Origin of the sequence: Faecalicatena contorta (genome assembly GCF_001404335.1) — a bacterium.
Lineage (GTDB): Bacteria > Bacillota > Clostridia > Lachnospirales > Lachnospiraceae > Faecalicatena > Faecalicatena contortus_B.
Genome location: NZ_CYZU01000046.1, coordinates 25,760 through 44,060 on the forward strand (window position 1 = coordinate 25,760; position 18,301 = coordinate 44,060).

Genomic DNA, 18,301 nt, shown 5'->3' on the forward strand with positions numbered 1-18,301 from the left:
CCGGGCATTGCGGGCGGGGAAGAAAGAAGGTTAATATGATTATTAAAAATGTTCATGTTTTCGGAGAAGATCAGACATTTACTCCGGGCGAGGTCGTGATAAACGGTGATAAGTTCGCTGCTCCTGGAGAAGGCGGAAGTGAAGTGATCGACGGAGAGGGCTGTTTTGCCATCCCGGGACTCGTGGATATTCATTTTCACGGCTGTGTGGGAGACGACTTCTGCGATGCAAGTCTGGATGCAATAAAGCATATGGCTGAATATGAGGCGTCCATCGGTGTCACTTCAATCTGTCCTGCGACAATGACCCTGGCCGAGGAAGAGCTTCATAAGATCATGAAGACAGCGGCCTCTTACGAAGGCGGAAGCGGTGCGAAGCTGGTAGGCATTAACATGGAAGGGCCGTTTATTAGCGAGAAGAAAAAAGGGGCCCAGGCAGCAGAATATATCCGTAACTGTGATAAGGCATTGTTTGATCAGCTTCAGAAAGAGTCCGGCGGGCTGATTAAGCTGGTAGACATTGCGCCGGAGAATGACGGGGCAATGGAGTTTATAGAGAAAGTAAAGGATGAAGTGGTAGTATCGATTGCGCATACCACAGCGGATTACGATACTGCGTCCGAGGCTTTGGAAAAGGGCGCAAGCCATATTACACATCTCTACAATGCGATGCCGCCACTCAGCCACCGTGATCCGGGAGTTATTGGCGCGGCCAGGGATGATGCGGACTGCCATGTGGAACTGATCTGTGACGGAGTTCATATCCATCCTTCTGTAGTGCGCGCCACATTTGCCATGTTCGGCGCGGAGCGGGTCATTCTGATCAGTGACAGTATGCGGGCAACAGGGCTGACGGATGGAGAGTACACCCTGGGCGGCCAGGATGTGTATGTAAAAGGACCGAAAGCAACCCTTGCAGACGGTACAATAGCAGGTTCGGCCACGGATCTGATGGGCTGTCTGAAAGTGGCAGTGCAGCAGATGGAGATTCCGTTGGAGGATGCGGTTGCATGTGCAACCATGAATCCGGCAAAAGAAATCGGCATCTATGATATATGCGGCAGTATTACACCAGGAAAAGCGGCGGATTTAGTTCTTTTAGATCAGGATCTGAATGTAAGAGCTGTTTATGTAAATGGGAGAAAACAGGCATGAATTTTATCCGAAAGCATCAGAAGGCGGTCTTTATTGCCGGGTTAGCGATTATATTTCTTGTGATTCTGGCTTACTGGCAGCGGCAGGTTACACTTTCTAATGCCACGGCGACAAAGCTGAAGGATGAGCCGCGTAATAGCGGTGAAGTGGTATCCACGTTCTACTATGACCAGCTGACGGCAAAAGAAGCGGCAGTATATGATCTGATGAGAGAAAAGCTCGACCGTATGGAGGGCGGAGTGGTGACATTTCCGGAGGCTATGAGCGGGCCGGAATACCTGCGGGTAACGACGGCTCTGGAAGATGAAGGATACAATTATTTTTACGGCTTCTATGACATTCCTATGACGGAAGACGACATCTATGTGAAATATAAAGAATCCGACCTGACGACAGTGAAAGACAAGGTGATTCGTAAAGCCATTCTGTTCTTATCCTGTGCAGAGGGGATTAACCGGGCAGGCGAATACGGGGAAGACGGAAAGGTGCAGAATCTGGCGGCGGTTCAGGAAGGCCTGTCGGTGAACTCGGAGGAAAAGGTCTCGGAGATCATACAGACGCAGAATGAAACAGAGGAGATTCTGGACAGCATTATGAAAGGGCTTCCGGCAGATTATGGGGAGAAAAAGACGGTGGATTATTTTTTGTCCTGGCTGGATGAGAATATATCCTTTGCGTCAGGTATAGAGGAGGAAGCATCCTCTGTCTCTTCGATGGCGGAAGTGTTTGACGGTGTATACATTTATAACAGCCTCTCTGCAGTTACCAGGAATAAAGCGACTTCGCTGGGTTACGCAAAGATCTTGTCCGAATTATGCGGCAGGGCCGGAATGGAATCACATGTTGTGCTTGGGATGTGGAATAAAAGCCGGAGTATCCAGCAGAGTTATGTATTCTGTGCAGTAGATATGAACGGGCAGACAATCTATGTGGATGCCAGCGGGGCAAAAGGCTCCGACCTGGGAGACCAAAAGTATCTGACGCAGCAGGAAGCCATGAATCATATGAAATTTGTGGAATACTTCACATACGATTGATTTGGTAGATTTGCACGAAAATATTAAAAAAATATAAACATTATAACCAAATTATAAATTACTTCACTGCGAACGGTTGACAACTGTGAATAATTTTGTTATAGTTTACACATCAAATGAATAGTAATGGATTGTTACTGTTTGGCAGGCAAAACCAGATTTTATAAGCGGATCAAAAGATCACGTTTATAGGGTTTGGTTTTTTTGTTTTGTAAAGTCCGCCGTATCTGCTCCAAACAGTTACAATGCAGACTAGTTTTCCAAGGGATTTCTTCCAGAAATGTCTTATGAGAACCTAATAGTAATCTGAAAAAACTGGCAACAATAAACAGGTAAGCAGAAAATTTGTTAAAAAGGAATGCAGGGCTATTATGGTAATTGAAAAGGTTATAAATAATAACATAGTTTCCGCCTATGATGATACGGGAAAAGAAGTTGTCATTATGGGCCGCGGCATAGGTTTTGGCACAAAGCCCGGGCGGGAGGTGGCGGAGCAGAAGATTGAAAAAATCTTCCGCATCAAGAGCCAGAGTTTAGCGGATCAGTTCAAGGAGCTGCTTGCAAATATGCCTCTGGAACATGCGCAGATATCGAACGACATTATCTCTCATGCGAAGAAGCACCTCAAATTAAAGCTGAACCAGAGCATATACGTGACACTGACAGACCATATCAATTTTGCAATTGAACGGTTTACGCAGGGGATCAAACCTGAAAATGCGCTTCTCTGGGAGATTAAAAGATTTTACCAGCAGGAGTACCAGCTGGGGAAATATGCGGTGGATATGATCTGGGAGAGACTTCATATTGCACTGCCGGATGACGAGGCCGGTTTCATAGCGCTTCATTTTGTAAATGCAGAGTACGGAACGGACATCAGGGACGCCCTGAACTTTCCTAATCTGATGAAAGACATACTCGATATTGTCAAGAGTGAACTGGATATGGAATTTGATGAAGACTCGCTCCACTATGAAAGATTTGTCACTCACGTGAAGTTCCTTCTACAGAGGGTATATCGAAAAGAATTGCTCCCCAATGAGGAAAGCGAGCTGGCGGAGATGATGATGACCAAATATCCAAGAGAATATGCGTGCAGCAGAAAAGTTGCAGATTATATAGAAGATGCAACAAACAGTAAGATATCCGGAGAAGAAATCATGTATCTGGCCATCCATATCCGGAGAGTCACGATGGCAGAAGAATAAAAGGAGGAAGAAAGATGTTTCATTTTTTAAAGAAAAAAGATTCTAAGCATATGTTGGGAGCGCCTGCAGCGGGCAGGGCTGTATCGATTAAAGAGGTAAATGATCCTACATTCGCCGAGGAGATTCTCGGTAAAGGCGTTGCAGTGATTCCCTCAGAGGGAAAAATCTATGCACCGGCCGATGGTGAAATCGGAATGGTATTCGACACACTTCATGCTGTCAGCCTGACAACAGAGTATGGCGCAGAGGTTCTGATCCATGTAGGCCTCGATACGGTGAAGATGAAGGGAGAAGGTTTTGAGGGTCATGTGAAAGCCGGTGACAAAGTGAAAAAAGGCGACCTTCTTCTGACGGTGGATCTGGAGAAAGTAAAAGCAGCCGGATACGATATCATAACTCCGATGCTGATCTGCAACACCGGAGACTATGCATCTGTGGAGGCAATGGCTGGCAAACAGGTAGCAGCAGGCGACGACGTTCTTTCTGTGGAAGAAAAATAAGCCGCATAGCGGGGCGTATTTTATCCGGCAGAGCGCCGGTTTAAAATAAAAGGGATTATATCAATCAAAGGGATTCAAGAAGGAGGAAAAACATGAAGTATTTACAAAGACTAGGCAAATCCTTGATGCTTCCGGTTGCATGTCTTCCGGTAGCGGCTATTCTGATGGGAATTGGTTATTGGATTGACCCGTCAGGCTGGGGAGCCAACAACATTGTCGCAGCATTCTTGCTGAAAGCTGGGGGAGCTTTGATCGACAATATGGCGATTCTGTTTGCAATCGGTGTTGCTGTTGGTATGTCTGATGACAACGACGGTACGGCCGGCCTTGCAGGTCTTGTTTCATGGCTGATGGTTACAACGCTGTTATCCACATCCGTTGTTGCAATGTTTAAAGGTGTGGAAGAGGCAGTTGTTCCTGCTGCATTTGGAAAGACACAGACACAGTTTATCGGTATTCTCTGCGGTCTGATTGGTGCGGCATGCTACAACAAATTTAAGTCAACCAAATTACCGGATGCGCTGTCATTCTTCAGCGGCAAGAGGTGTGTTGCGATTGTAACGGCAGGCGCTTCTCTCGTAGCAACTATCATTCTGTACTTTGTATGGCCGGTAATTTATGGAGCACTCGTAGCATTTGGCGAGGCTATTATGAGCACAGGTGCAATCGGAGCAGGTATTTATGGCTTCTTCAACAGACTGCTGATTCCGTTCGGCCTGCACCACGCGCTGAACTCCGTATTCTGGTTTGATGTTGCAGGTATCAATGATATCGGTAAGTTCTGGGGTACAATGGAGGGCGGTATCTTAGGTCAGACAGGTATGTATATGTCAGGGTTCTTCCCGGTAATGATGTTCGGTCTTCCGGCAGCTGCACTGGCTATGTACCACACAGCAAAAGAAAACAAGAAGAAAGTTGCGGCAGGTCTGTTAATGGCAGCGGCATTATCTTCCTTCTTCACAGGTGTTACCGAGCCTCTGGAATTCGCATTCATGTTCCTTGCACCGGCACTTTACGCAATCCACGCCCTGTTAACAGGTATTTCTATGGCAATTGTAGCCCTGCTGCCGGTACGTGCAGGCTTCAACTTCAGCGCAGGCTTCGTAGACTGGTTCCTGAGCTTTAAAGCTCCATTCGCAGAGAACCCGCTGTACCTGATCCCGATCGGACTCGTTGTAGCTGTTGTTTACTACATTGTATTCAGAATCGTCATTGTGAAGTTCAACCTGAAAACACCGGGACGTGAGGACGACGATATAGATGAAGCAAAAGTACAGCTTTCCAATGATAACTTCACAGAAATTGCGAAAATCATTCTGGAAGGCGTAGGCGGCAAGGAAAACGTTACATCCGTTGACAACTGTATCACAAGACTTCGTCTTGAAATCAAAGATTACACAGCAGTAAACGAAAAGAAGATCAAATCAGCAGGTGTGGCAGGCGTAATCAGGCCAAGCAAAAATGCTGTTCAGGTCATCATAGGAACAAAAGTACAATTCGTAGCCGACGAATTCAAGAAACTCTGTCAGTAGGTTTTGGTGACGGTGGGTATTGGATGGTATGGGGACGCTGCGCGGAATTGAAATATGCCTGTTCCGGATGCGGAATTAGGGCATAAGTGCCGCTAATCAAAATCGGAGCCGGCATGCTGAACACCGCCGACACTTGCGAGAATTCTGATGAATTCTCACTTCGGGTCGGCTTGCCGCCAGGCCTTGTGGGCCTGGAGGCAGTTCACATGCCGGCTCCGATTTTGATGAAGCGGCACTAATGACCTAAAGGAGCATCCGGAACAGGCATATTTCAATTCCGCGCAGCTGGCTCATCCAGCCGGTAATAAGACCATCGTCTCCCGGAAGGGAACCTGGACGGGGGCAGTGGATCGAATTGAATTGATTATAGCAAATGACTTAAGCACGTTCTTTAAAACAGAGCTGGTAGTGGTGGGAATAATAAAAGCTTGATCTGCGTGCTGGTGGCTATTCGCGTAATCAATTCAATTCGATACACTGCCCCCGTCCTAAGTTCCCCCGTAAGGGGGAATTTATCTGCCGCCTTGATGCGTCAGCCTGACTGGGGAGGGGATTGTGCGGCGGCGGGGGAGCCTGCAGTGCGATTTCTGAGAGCATAGAGTGCGTCTTAGAAACACTTAATAAAAACCATGCCGGATTTGAGGGTAAAATGCTGCTTTCCAAAGCAGCATTTTACCCGGCCTGAGCCGCGCAATCATCAAGATTGCGGGGTGAATGCCGGGGAATCCTCAAATCCGGCATGGTTTTTATTTAGTGTTTCTTGACAAACGGAAAGCTGCCAGAAATCGCACTGCAGGCTCCCCCGCCGCCGCACAATCCCCTCCCCAGTCAGGCGTCCCCCCTTCATCGCCCTCATCAATAAATCCCCCCATACATACGAAAAAGCGATATGACTTTTATGGAAGGACATGATAGCATTAGTAGGAGAGTATGAAGACAGGAGTTTTTAGGATGAATTATGTTGGAATTGATATTGGGTCCACCGCATCCAAGGTGGTGGTGCGGGGGGAGAAGGCGCAGCAGTTTGTGATGCCCACCGGATGGAGCGGACGGGAGACGGCGGGGGTGATTCAGGCCCGCCTGAGAGAAGAGGGGATTGATGTGGGCGCTGCCGATACGGTGACCGCAGCAACGGGGTATGGGCGGATTTCTGTGGATTTTGCGGATTATGTGATCACGGAGATTACCTGCCACGGCCGGGGCGGGCGCGTGCTGGCCGGAGATGAGTGTACGGTGATTGATGTGGGCGGACAGGATACAAAAGTGATCCGGATTCAAAATGGAGCCGTGACAGATTTTCTTATGAATGATAAATGCTCGGCAGGAACGGGCAAGTTTCTGGAGATTATGGCTAACCGGCTGGGGATAGCGCTGGATGAATTGTTTGAATTAGCTGCCCAGGGGACGGCTCTGCCTATCAGCTCTCTCTGTACGGTGTTTGCGGAGTCGGAGGTAATCAGCTATATTGGGGCGGGAAAAGCCCGGGAGGATATTGCGGCCGGCGTTGTTGATTCTGTAGCCGGGAAAGTTGCACAGCTTGCGCAGCGGCAGAACCTTTCGGGGAAAGTGATTCTGACGGGTGGGCTGAGCCACAGTGAGTATTTTGCTTCCCGGCTTACTAAAAAACTGGGAATAACCGTGGAGCCGACGAAACAGGGGCGGTATGCGGGGGCGCTGGGTGCATCGTATCTGGCGGAAGAAAAGGCAGAGAGAGCGTAGTTTAAGGAGGAGTATAGCATGGAATTAATCAAAAATTTACCGGACGTATTTGTGGAATTTGCGGAACAGCGGCAGAAATCTTTTCTGGGAATTAAAGAGCTGAAGGAAAAGGGGATACCTGTGGTTGGGGTTTACTGTACCTATTTTCCTCAGGAGATCGCCATGGCTATGGGGGCGGCGGTTGTAGGGCTTTGTTCCACATCTGACGAGACCATTTCCGAGGCGGAAAAAGATCTGCCGAAAAATCTGTGTCCGCTGATCAAGTCCAGTTATGGATTTGCAAAGACCGACAAATGTCCGTTTTTCTATTTTTCAGATGTGGTTGTGGGTGAGACTACCTGTGACGGTAAGAAAAAGATGTATGAGTATATGTCGGAAATTAAACCGGTCTATCTGATGGAACTTCCAAACCGCCAGTCAGAAGACGGGCTCAGGCTGTGGAAGAATGAAATCATCCGCGTGAAGGAATATCTGGAGGAAAAATTTGAAGTTAAAATAACGGATGAAAAGCTAAGAGAAGCCGTGCGGGTTATGAATGAGGTCAGAAGATCCATAAAGGGGCTGTACAGTGTGATGGCAAATGATCCGGCGCCCATCAGCGGGCAGGATCTGTTTCATGTTATGTATGGCAGTACCTTTAAGTTTGATAAAAAAGCAATCCCGGGAGAAGTGGATGCGCTGACGGAAAAGATCAAAAGAGAATATGGGGAAGGCAGGAATGTAGGAAGGAAGCCGAGACTTCTTGTAACAGGCTGTCCGATCGGCGGCGCCACAGAGAAGGTGATCAGCTCCATCGAGGAAAATGGAGGCGTGGTGGTTTCTTTTGAAAACTGTGCAGGAGCAAAGTCATTTGACCGGCTGGTAGATGAAGAAGCCGAGGATATCTATGAGGCGCTTGCCAGAAGATATCTGGATATCGGATGTTCCGTTATGACTCCGAATCCAAACCGTCTGGAACTTTTGGGACGGCTTATGGAAGAGTTTAAAGTAGACGGCGTGGTTGAAGTGATCCTGCAGGCCTGTCATACATACAGCGTGGAATCCATGGGGATACGCAAATTTGTAAACGGAAAGGGAAAGCCTTATATCAGTGTGGAGACAGATTATTCTATGGCTGACCTTGGACAGCTCAATACAAGGCTGGCAGCATTTATTGAAATGCTTTAAGTGTGTGCCCTTCGAAGGCTGGCAGCGATCCCTTCATTTTGCTGAGTGCATCCAATCGGAAGATAAGGTCGTCAACCAGGGGAGCTTCATGATGAGGACGGCGTATGGATTCGCTTGGCGGTACGAAAAAGAGAAAATGATATCTTATTTCACGCCCTCCAAACTCAAATTTTCGCCTTGACAAATTCAGAAGAATAAGATAAGATTGCAACAGATATGAAAAAAGCGATGAAGAGAACAAGTAATAGCTGATTCGGAGAAAACAGAAAGCTGCCGGCTGATGAGAGGCGCGTGATACGATTGGTTATGAATACATCTCGGAGCTTCACACCAAAAGCATTGGCGTTATCCGTTGCATAGCGGGCGGATATGCAAGTAGGCTGTGACGGGGTGGTGCACGTTATTGCACTGAGTAATTATGCACAATATGCAGGTCGGATCAAGCGGACTCTAGGTGTGCAGGATATACTCACTGAGGCAGGGGATGCGAATCGTCTGCGAATAAAGGTGGTACCACGAGTTTTATGAGTCCTCGTCCTTTTGGATGGAGGGCTCTTTTTGCGTGAAATGCGGAGCGTACAAGAATGCATCTGATTCTTCGCCCGCACGCTTATTATCAGAACAGCGAAAGAAAGGATGAATGTAAAAATGACACTGTATGAAGAATTACAGGCCAGAGGGCTGATTGCCCAGGTAACGGATGAAAAACTGATTTCTGAATTAATTAATAATGGGAAGGCTACATTTTATATCGGATTCGATCCCACGGCAGACAGCCTCCATGTAGGACATTTCATGGCGCTCTGCCTGATGAAACGCCTGCAGATGGCGGGGAATAAGCCCATTGCTTTGATCGGGGGAGGCACAGGGATGATCGGTGACCCATCCGGAAGATCCGATATGCGCCAAATGATGACGCCGGAAATTATTCAGCACAATTGTGACTGCTTCAAAAAACAGATGAGTAATTTCATCGATTTTTCTGAAGGAAAAGCAATGATGGTAAATAATGCCGACTGGCTTCTGGACTTGAATTATATCGAAGTTCTGCGGGAAGTCGGGTCTCATTTCAGCGTAAACCGGATGCTTGCTGCGGAGTGCTATAAGCAGAGAATGGAGAAGGGCCTGACCTTCCTGGAATTCAACTATATGATTATGCAGGCATATGATTTTTATGCTTTATACCAGAAATATGGCTGTAACCTGCAGTTTGGCGGGGATGACCAGTGGGGAAATATGCTTGCGGGAACAGAACTCATCCGCAGAAAACTTGGAAAAGATGCAAGCGCCATGACCATTACCCTGCTTTTGAACTCAGAGGGAAAGAAAATGGGGAAAACCCAGTCGGGCGCTGTGTGGCTTGATCCAAACAAAACATCTCCGTTCGAGTTCTACCAATACTGGAGAAACATTGCGGACGCCGATGTATTGAAGTGCATCCGTATGCTTACGTTTCTGCCTCTGGAACAAATTGACGCAATGGATTCGTGGGAAGGCAGTCAGCTAAACAAAGCAAAAGAAATACTGGCGTACGAACTGACGCAGATGATACACGGCAAAGAGGAGGCGGACAAGGCGCAGGAAAGTGCAAGAGCCCTCTTCAGCCAGGGAAATGCGGCGGAAATGCCGACGGCAGAACTGACGGCAGAGGATCTGACAGAGAATGCTGCCGATATTCTCACCCTGCTTTTGAAGAGCGGCCTTGTTTCCTCCAAATCAGAGGCGAGACGCGCGGTAGAACAGGGCGGGGTCGCTGTGGACGGAGAAAAAGTCACAGACATCCATGCGTCATTTACAGCAGATGCATTGTCCGGAGAAGGTGTAATACTGAAAAAGGGTAAAAAGAACTTCCGTAAAGTGGTATTAAAATAAGCAGAACCCGAGTAAAAATAATATAATACAAATACAGGAGGTAATCGATGATGGGATTTAAAGAAGTATCTGCAGAAGAATTGCAGTTTAATCCATTTACAAAGATTGGGAAAGAGTGGATGCTCGTAACCGCCGGGGATGAAGAGAAACACAACACCATGACTGCCAGCTGGGGCGGTATGGGAATTATGTGGGGAAAAAACGTAGTGAGCGTCTACATCCGCCCGCAGCGTTACACAAAAGAATTTGTGGATGCCAATGAGCTGTTTACGCTGTCCTTCTACGACGAATCATACAGAAAAGCATTGAACATCTGCGGCAGCAAGTCCGGAAAAGACTGTGACAAAGAAGCAGAGGCAGGGCTGACGCCTTACTATACGGACGGAACAACCGCATTCGAGGAAGCAAATATGATACTCGTCTGCAAAAAACAATATCATCAGGATATGTCATCAGAACATTTTGATGAGAAAGAAAATGATTCAAGATGCTACCCGGGGAAAGACTATCACACCATGTACATGGCGGAAATCCTTAAAGTGCTTGTGAAGGAAGCATAATGTGAGGGGGGATGGGGACGCTTCCCTGATTTCGTAAAGCTGGCGCATCTGCCCGGGATATTATGCTCCTCCGGGGGAGGAGCACAAAGACGGGGGCGGTGGATCGGGGATAGATGCACCGCGCCCCTCCTCTACTCAATCCTTAAATACTGCACACTATAAGGTTTCATATCAAGTCTTCCGTTTAGTGTTCCTTCTTTTCCTGTTATGACATCGGTATAATCTCCCTGCAGTTCTCCGTTTTCTGCGGTGAAGTCGGAAGCGGAGGCGTTGATTGCTGCCAGGATTTTTTCTTTTTCTGATTTCCGCTCAAAGATCAGCTGATGGTTTGTGATGACTATGTTATGGTATCCCCCGTTACAGAGGGCATCGCTTTCTCTGCGGAGTTCGATCAGGGTGCGGATAAAATCGGTTAGTTTGTTCGGCTTCGGTTCTTCGAATGAAGGGCGCAGAGCGTAATCGTTGTCCGGGGCCTTTATCCCCTCCTCTCCCCATTCGCTTCCATAATAGAGGCATGGGATGCCTGGCATGCCGAATAGGATGCCATAGGCGGGGAGGATATGCTCTTTATTCGTTAAAATACTGGCAATTCGGGTGACATCGTGATTATCTACGAAGTTCATCAAATGCTTGCCCCTGTATATGCACCACTGTTCCGGGCCGTACTGGCGGTTGAGCGAATGGGCGATTTCAAAGAGATTCATGCTGTTAAAGCTGGAATAGATGCCCTTGTAGCATTCATAATTGGTACAGCTGTGCAGCATTTCGTCATTGACGATCAGGTTATAGTCGCCAAAGAGCACTTCTCCAATCAGGGCAAATCCAGGTTTGCGCTCTTCACAGAATGTGCGGAGACGTCTCATAAAGTTGTGGTCCAAGCTGTATGCAACATCGAGGCGCAGTCCGTCAATGCCGAATTCTTCCATCCAGAATCGGACACAATCCAGCAGGTAATCTGTGACTGCCGGGTTTTGCAGATTCAGCTTTACCAGCTCGAAATGGCCTTCCCAGCCCTCATACCAAAAGCCATCGTTATAACCGCTGTTGCCGTCAAAATTAATGAGAAACCAGTCCTTGTACGGAGATTCCCATTTCTTTTCCTGTACATCCTGAAATGCCCAAAAACCGCGGCCTACATGGTTGAAGACCCCATCCAGCATGATTTTGACATCATGGGAGTGAAGCGTTTCACATACGTATTTAAAATCTTCATTCGTGCCGAGACGGCAGTCTACTTTTTTAAAATCCCGGGTATCATATCCGTGATTATCGGATTCAAATATCGGATTCAGTATAATGGATCCTATCCCAAGCTCCTGGAGATATCCTCCCCACTCAGCAATCTTACGTATACGGGGTACTGTGATACCGTCATTATGTACTGGGGCGTCACAAAATCCAATCGGATATATTTGATAGAAAGTTTCATTATAAGCCCACATAAATTCCACCTGCTTTCTAAAATTTTATTATGTTTGTATAATAAGTATACTATTTTAGTATATCATAAATCCGGGTAAAAATAATGCATTTTAATAGTACATAAAATAAAAAAAATGTTGACAACGTGGTGTTAACATACTATAATAGAACAGCATGAAAAAAGGAGAAACAGCATACACCAAAGCCCCGGAGTGCGCTGATTTCATATAAAAGATTAAGCAAGTTAAGTTATATGATATGATTATGATAGGAGGAACACCCATGAAGACTTATATGGCTAACCCAGACAAGATTGAAAGAAAATGGTATGTGGTTGACGCTGAAGGATGTACTTTAGGACGCCTTGCATCTGAGATTGCAAAAGTTTTAAGAGGTAAGAACAAACCAGAATTCACACCACATGTTGATACAGGCGACTACGTAGTAGTTGTAAATGCAGAGAAGGTAAAGGTAACAGGTAAGAAGTTACAGCAGAAGATATATTATAACCACTCTGAATATGTAGGCGGCATGAGAGAGACTACACTGGCAGAGATGATGGACAAGAAGCCGGAGCAGGTCATTGAACTGGCTGTAAAAGGAATGCTTCCAAAAGGACCTTTAGGTAGAACGATGATGAACAAACTTCATGTATACGCTGGCCCAGAGCACAAACAGCAGGCTCAGAAACCAGAAGTATTAACATTTTAAGGAAAGGTTGAAAGGAGGACATTACAGTGGCTAACGCAAAATATTACGGAACAGGAAGAAGAAAAAAATCTATCGCAAGAGTATATCTTGTACCTGGAACAGGTAAGATCACTATAAATAAAAGAGACATTGACGATTATTTAGGACTGGAGACTTTGAAGGTCGTTGTTCGCCAGCCGCTTGTAGCAACATCAACAAGCGACAAATTCGATGTACTGGTTAACGTACATGGAGGCGGATACACAGGACAGGCAGGAGCAATCCGTCATGGTATTTCAAGAGCACTTCTTGAAGCAGATCCGGACTACAGACCGATTCTGAAGTCAGCTGGTTACCTGACACGTGATCCACGTATGAAAGAACGTAAGAAATACGGTCTCAAAGCAGCTCGTAGAGCACCACAGTTCAGTAAGAGATAAGCATACGTTTCTGAATGTACAATTTCAAAAAGATTTTACAACTCCTCAGGGCTTCGGCCTTGGGGAGTTTTTTAGTGATTAAGCCGTAGATATACTTATATATTTGGCAGAAAAGGTGTATATTATATATAAGAATTGCGGTGGACGTCTTCGGACTACACCTAAAGGAACCTGATGCGTTGGGTTCCTTTTGCATTTTATTTTGAGGTGTGGTAAGGAGTAATGAGAAGCCCTGCTATTGTAACATGTTTGTAATACCACGTTCTAATAACTCAGTAAATATAGGCAGCCGCATTTCAGCAAACAATAAAAATTGCATATTTTATCGCATGGAAAACCCACGAACATTATGTTTGTGGGTTTTTGAAATGATTATGCAATTTTTTTATCGTGGCAGACAAGGCCGCAATCTTCTAAATATTTTTCCATGCTTACCAGCACCTGCCCCTCACAGCCCTGAACCGTCAGTACAAATGTTCCGTCGCTGCAGCGGTCAAACAGAGAGAGAACGTCGTCTGGCTGGACATTTAGACAGTCTGTTGCAACAATTCCTGTAAAAGAAAAATTTCCCAGCATATACAGATAGTCTTTTAACTTTTGCACAGTATCTAAATGAATCACATATGTTTTCATACCCGCCACCTCCTTGGTTTCATTGCTTATACCAATATTATATGGTAAAATGAGTCATCAGAACAGGGAGTAATTACACGTCAATGTGTGATTTTCTCACATTTTAATTGGGGCGAAAGTATGACACAGGCGCAGTATAAAGTTCACGGAGGAGGTGCATATGCGGCAGAATAAAATGGCGGAGTCCCTGGCTGTTGTAAAAAACCGCCGGGGAGAACCGCAGAGAGAGCATAAAGTGATTCTTCCGCAGGAGCTGCTTAAGCACAACTATAACGAGCTGGAGGAACATTATTTTATTCACGATATTCAAAAACTTGCATCCGGATTTCCCGAACGGGAGAATATTTACATATTGGGACATGAGGTGACAGAAGATTTTCCGCTGCATAATCATGATTTTTTTGGATTGTGCTATGTATGCCAGGGGGAGCTGCTGAATGAAATTGATGGCGTAGAGCTTTACATGTCCCAGGGAGATATTGTACTGTTGAACAAATATGCGCTTCAGGCAATCCATTGTGTAAATCCGGAGACGCTTATCGTAAATGTCTGTATTAAGGATAAACTTTTTGGACGGACACTGCGGGAGTTTGTGATGGATAGAAATCCAATCTCGGAATTTTTGAGATATGATAATCCGGGCAAAGAAAAATATATGTTTTTTTCTACCGGATACAGCAAAAATATTCCGATATTCATGAACAACATGGTCGAGGAGTACACACAGGCGGGATTTCATCAGACTTTTGCATTGGAAGCATGGCTTCTTTTGCTTTTGGACAGTCTTGTGAAGCGCGGCCGGTACAGTTACTATGGCATGGACAGGAAGGCGAGGAAAGTGGTTCAGTATGTACGGGAACACTGTATGCAGCAGACCCTGGAGGAAATGGCAGCGGGACTGGGATACAATGCCAATTATCTCACCGGATATATAAAAAAGCACACCGGCAGAAACTGCCGTGATATTATGAAGGAGGTCAGGCTGAATGAGGCCATGCACCTTCTGGCCGATACCGGGCTTACCGTCTATCAGGTATCTGAGGCCTGCGGCTATTCAAGCCCCAGTCATTTTTTCAGGATATTTAAAGAATCTGTGCAGATGACCCCGAAAGAATACCGGAAACAGATACAGGCAGGAGAAGGTCGGTGAGGAGCTATATATCTGACGATTCATGGCCCGGACTGTGCAGAATACACAAAGATCTGTAGGGAATTTTTGAAACAAATTCATGAAATTTATCGGATAGAAGCAAAAAGCCTTACAAAAAGCGGTAAAATATGATATAATCAAAATATAGAAGCTGAGAACAGGCCGTTACAGATGATGTACCGGCCTTTCTTAAATCCTAATTAATATAGTCAGAGTGTACCTGCAGTAGATTTGGAAAGAAAGAGGAAGCGTAAAGAATGAATCCGGGTGAAGTAGTAGTTTATAAGTGCAAAGGGATGTTTAAGGTAGAAGATGTAGGAACTTTGAATTTTAGCTTTGTGGACCGCAGAAAAAGGTATTATACCCTGCAGTCTTTGGAGGATTCAAGAGAGCGGGCATATGTGCCCACAGAGGATAAGGAAAATATCAGGAAACCAGTGAGCAGAGACGAGGCGATCGAGCTGATCCAAAAATTGGATGAGATTGATGTGCTCTGGATCCAGAATGAAAAGCTGAGGGAGCGAGAATACAAAGACTGTATCTCCGGCAATAGACCAAAAGATTGGGTAAAAGTACTGAAGACACTCCATAAAAGAACGATCAGCAGAGGCAGCATAACCAGTATTGATAAGAAATACCAGCAGCTGATTGAGCATGCCCTGTACAGCGAACTGGGGTATGCGCTTGGGATACCGCAAAATAAAGTGGAACACTATATACAAGAGACAAAGAGTTATGCACAGGAAGATGAGTGATTGTATTAAAGGGGCGTCTGCCTGAAAAAAGAGGAGATGCCGCCGGGAAAGCCGGGATAGGTTCGGAATGTATAGAACCTATCCCGGCTTTTTGGCGCCATCCCGCCATTATTTCTGGCAGGCGCGGTGTAAAAGTTATTTGGAGCAAATACGAATACGATTGCAGAAAAACAGGGTTGACTTATGTATTATTTGTATTATAATGAGTAATACAAATAAAGATGTGTAACATAAAAATAATTTTCGGGGAGGTGATGTGGTGATTCTAAAACTGGATATGTCCGGAGATATTCCTATATATGTGCAGCTGCGCAATCAAATTGTACTGGGCATTGGAAGAGGGGCGTTAAGGGTTGGGGAGAAGCTTCCAACTGTGCGGCAGCTTGCAGGAGACGCGGGAATAAATACGATGACGGTGAATAAAGCGTATCAGGTTCTAAAAGCAGAAGGGTTTATTGAGATTGACAGACGTCATGGGGCTGTGGTGCGGCCGGTACAGGATGCGGACGGCGTATTCCATGAGAAGCTGGAAGAGGAATTGGAGCTGCTGACGGCGGAGGCAAAGTTGAAAGGGATGAACCAGCAGGAGTTTGTATCCCTCTGCGAAAAGATGTTTTCGGAGCTGCATTTGCAGGAATATGAAACGGCAACAGAGGGATAGAAGGTCTGAGAAGGAGGCTGCATGGCTGTTTTTCTAATATTTTTATTTACGGATATATTTATAACAGTAATATTTATGGCTGTTTATGGACACAGGAGAACATACAGTGAAGGAATGCTGCTGGGAGTCCATATACCATCCTATGCCGTGCATGAACGGGAAGTGGAAGCGCTGATGGAGAAACACAGGCGCAGGACAAAGTGGTTTTATGCAGTGAACCTGCTATTGTCGGCAGCGGTTTGTTTTCTGAATTTTTGGTATCTCTCCATATTTATCCTTGCTTGGAGCGCTTGGCTGATTGAACTTACAGCGGGCGCCATGGGACTGCTTAATGCAGCCCACAGGCAGCTGTATGATCTTAAGATGGAACGGGGATGGCAGGGTGCATCCGGCAGTAAGATTGTTGTGGTAGATACGAATGTTTCTGCAGAGAATGACAGACTTCCCTTCTCTATTTGGTGGAACCTTCCTGTTTTCGCGGCTGCAGGGGTTTTGGCTTTTATCCCGCATGTCAGGGAAACTCTTGCAAAAGCGCCGGAAATGTGGGGGCTTACCGGTGCCGCCATTGTGTCAGCGCTGTTCTTTACCGGGATGCATTTGTGGGCAGTACGCAGAAGAAATGAAGTTTACAGCAGCAACACAAAGATCAATTTGAAAGTGAACCGGCTTGTCAAGAGAGTCTGGTCGGGTATCTGGATGATCAGTAATTATCTGAATCTGGTGGCTATCGGGACCGTGATTTATTCAGGAATACGGCTTAGGGCCTTTACGCCGGCAAACATCCTATGGTACATAGTGGTCCAGTGTACCATGGGAATCCTGATCCTGGCTGCACTTTTATACCTCAGATGGAAAAAGAAAGATATCATAAAGCAAGACCAGCAACCACTATATGTGGATGACGATATATACTGGAAAAATGGCTGGTATAATAATCCGAATGACCCAAGAGTATGGGTGCCGGATCGGTATTGTACTTCCAATTACACTACGAATATGGGCCGGACAGGAGGAAAGGTCTTTACTTTTGGGACTATAAGCTTTGTTCTGATTACCTTCATCGTAATACTGATGGTATTTCTGAAGATGGATTTCACCCCCAGATATCTGGTAGTCAACGGGGAGGATATCAGTGTCTCATCCCCTATGGCTCCTATTTCGTTTAAACGGGATGAGATAAAAGGGATAGAACTGCTGGATTCAATGCCTGATGGGGATTTTACAAGGACGAACGGCCTCGGAGACGAACGCCAGCTTGTCGGTAAATTCAGGGAGAAAAAGCAGGGAGAGTTCCGGCTGTATATTTACCGCGGCTATTCTCCGATTTTAAAAATAGAACTCCCCCAATATACGGTACTAATAAATAGCCAGGAAAAAAGCGAAACGGAACGTTGGTATTTGGAGTTGGTGAATGAGTTTTAGACTCGGGAGAGGATGAAGGGGGGGCGCTTACCGTAAGCCGGGACGGTCAGCTAGGTTCATCCGATCGGGAGGAATAAACTCGCTCCATGATAGGGATCACAGGCGGAGCAGCGGATGTGTCCGTCTGCCCAGACACATCCGCTGCCCCCGTTTGAGTTCCCACCATAGAAACAAGCTTTCCTGCCGATTGGATGAGCCAGCTTTATGACAGGGAGGCCGGGGAGGTACTGGGGCTGTATATGCCGTTGCGAAATGCTAGAGTGCGCCAACTGCTCCTTGGACAAGCGCTGCCGGATAGGCGGGGAAAAACTTGATCACCAAATCAAGTTTTTGCTGAACCCAGCGCGGGAAATCATCAGATTTCCCGTGATGTGTTCAG

Annotated in this window: 18 protein-coding genes and 1 other annotated feature; of the genes, 16 read left to right on the forward strand and 2 right to left on the reverse strand. The window is 46.2% G+C overall.

From position 1 onward, the window contains the following. Window positions 1-35: 35 nt before the first annotated feature. The 9 genes from nagA (at window position 36) to ARB69_RS18995 (ending at window position 10,749) form a co-directional block, all read left to right on the forward strand. Window positions 36-1,154 carry an N-acetylglucosamine-6-phosphate deacetylase gene (gene nagA / locus ARB69_RS18955; RefSeq protein ID WP_055154693.1) on the forward strand — a complete coding sequence of 373 codons (1,119 nt, stop codon included), beginning with the start codon at window positions 36-38 and terminating at the stop codon, window positions 1,152-1,154. Then, window positions 1,151-2,191, forward strand: coding sequence for a hypothetical protein (locus ARB69_RS18960; RefSeq protein ID WP_055154694.1), 1,041 nt, complete (start codon window positions 1,151-1,153; stop codon window positions 2,189-2,191). The genes nagA and ARB69_RS18960 overlap by 4 nt, the downstream gene beginning before the upstream one ends. 371 nt (window positions 2,192-2,562) lie before the next feature. Beyond that, window positions 2,563-3,399, forward strand: a complete 837-nt coding sequence (licT, locus tag ARB69_RS18965; RefSeq protein ID WP_050640401.1) for a BglG family transcription antiterminator LicT — start codon at window positions 2,563-2,565, stop codon at window positions 3,397-3,399. A gap of 14 nt (window positions 3,400-3,413) precedes the next feature. Then, window positions 3,414-3,899 carry a PTS sugar transporter subunit IIA gene (locus tag ARB69_RS18970; protein ID WP_050640400.1) on the forward strand — a complete coding sequence of 162 codons (486 nt, stop codon included), beginning with the start codon at window positions 3,414-3,416 and terminating at the stop codon, window positions 3,897-3,899. Between the two features lie 92 nt (window positions 3,900-3,991). Then, window positions 3,992-5,431 carry an N-acetylglucosamine-specific PTS transporter subunit IIBC gene (nagE, locus tag ARB69_RS18975; protein ID WP_055154695.1) on the forward strand — a complete coding sequence of 480 codons (1,440 nt, stop codon included), beginning with the start codon at window positions 3,992-3,994 and terminating at the stop codon, window positions 5,429-5,431. A gap of 951 nt (window positions 5,432-6,382) precedes the next feature. Further along, window positions 6,383-7,150, forward strand: a complete 768-nt coding sequence (locus tag ARB69_RS18980; protein WP_055154696.1) for an acyl-CoA dehydratase activase — start codon at window positions 6,383-6,385, stop codon at window positions 7,148-7,150. An 18-nt stretch (window positions 7,151-7,168) separates the two neighbouring features. Further along, window positions 7,169-8,317: a double-cubane-cluster-containing anaerobic reductase gene (locus ARB69_RS18985; protein WP_055154697.1), complete on the forward strand. Its 1,149-nt coding sequence runs from the start codon at window positions 7,169-7,171 to the stop codon at window positions 8,315-8,317. Between the two features lie 219 nt (window positions 8,318-8,536). Further along, window positions 8,537-8,860: a binding site (T-box leader), on the forward strand. 105 nt (window positions 8,861-8,965) lie between these two features. Next, window positions 8,966-10,189 (forward strand): tyrosine--tRNA ligase, encoded by a 1,224-nt coding sequence (gene tyrS, locus ARB69_RS18990; RefSeq protein ID WP_050640396.1) that lies wholly within the window; start codon window positions 8,966-8,968, stop codon window positions 10,187-10,189. 50 nt (window positions 10,190-10,239) lie between these two features. Then, window positions 10,240-10,749 (forward strand): flavin reductase family protein, encoded by a 510-nt coding sequence (locus tag ARB69_RS18995; RefSeq protein ID WP_050640861.1) that lies wholly within the window; start codon window positions 10,240-10,242, stop codon window positions 10,747-10,749. 131 nt (window positions 10,750-10,880) lie between these two features. On the opposite strand, the gene ARB69_RS19000 is transcribed toward ARB69_RS18995, so the two are convergent. Next, window positions 10,881-12,191 carry an alpha-amylase family glycosyl hydrolase gene (locus ARB69_RS19000; protein WP_055154698.1) on the reverse strand — a complete coding sequence of 437 codons (1,311 nt, stop codon included), beginning with the start codon at window positions 12,189-12,191 and terminating at the stop codon, window positions 10,881-10,883. 262 nt (window positions 12,192-12,453) lie between these two features. Between ARB69_RS19000 and rplM the strand changes: the two genes are divergently transcribed. Next, entirely contained in the window at window positions 12,454-12,882 is a 429-nt protein-coding gene (gene rplM / locus ARB69_RS19005) for a 50S ribosomal protein L13 (RefSeq protein ID WP_025656162.1), read from the forward strand. 26 nt (window positions 12,883-12,908) lie between these two features. After that, window positions 12,909-13,301: a 30S ribosomal protein S9 gene (rpsI, locus tag ARB69_RS19010; protein WP_025656163.1), complete on the forward strand. Its 393-nt coding sequence runs from the start codon at window positions 12,909-12,911 to the stop codon at window positions 13,299-13,301. Between the two features lie 372 nt (window positions 13,302-13,673). On the opposite strand, the gene ARB69_RS19015 is transcribed toward rpsI, so the two are convergent. Then, entirely contained in the window at window positions 13,674-13,934 is a 261-nt protein-coding gene (locus ARB69_RS19015; RefSeq protein WP_055154699.1) for a hypothetical protein, read from the reverse strand. A gap of 160 nt (window positions 13,935-14,094) precedes the next feature. Between ARB69_RS19015 and ARB69_RS19020 the strand changes: the two genes are divergently transcribed. From ARB69_RS19020 to ARB69_RS19040, 5 genes are all read left to right on the forward strand, one after another. Next, complete coding sequence (locus ARB69_RS19020) at window positions 14,095-15,084, forward strand: AraC family transcriptional regulator (protein ID WP_055154700.1); 990 nt, start codon at window positions 14,095-14,097, stop codon at window positions 15,082-15,084. A 257-nt stretch (window positions 15,085-15,341) separates the two neighbouring features. After that, window positions 15,342-15,839: a CarD family transcriptional regulator gene (locus ARB69_RS19025; RefSeq protein WP_050640392.1), complete on the forward strand. Its 498-nt coding sequence runs from the start codon at window positions 15,342-15,344 to the stop codon at window positions 15,837-15,839. Beyond that, entirely contained in the window at window positions 15,836-16,042 is a 207-nt protein-coding gene (locus tag ARB69_RS19030; protein WP_055154701.1) for a hypothetical protein, read from the forward strand. The genes ARB69_RS19025 and ARB69_RS19030 overlap by 4 nt, the downstream gene beginning before the upstream one ends. Before the next feature lie 56 nt (window positions 16,043-16,098). Continuing rightward, entirely contained in the window at window positions 16,099-16,500 is a 402-nt protein-coding gene (locus ARB69_RS19035; protein WP_050640391.1) for a GntR family transcriptional regulator, read from the forward strand. A 21-nt stretch (window positions 16,501-16,521) separates the two neighbouring features. After that, entirely contained in the window at window positions 16,522-17,922 is a 1,401-nt protein-coding gene (locus tag ARB69_RS19040) for a hypothetical protein (RefSeq protein WP_055154702.1), read from the forward strand. Window positions 17,923-18,301: the final 379 nt, after the last annotated feature.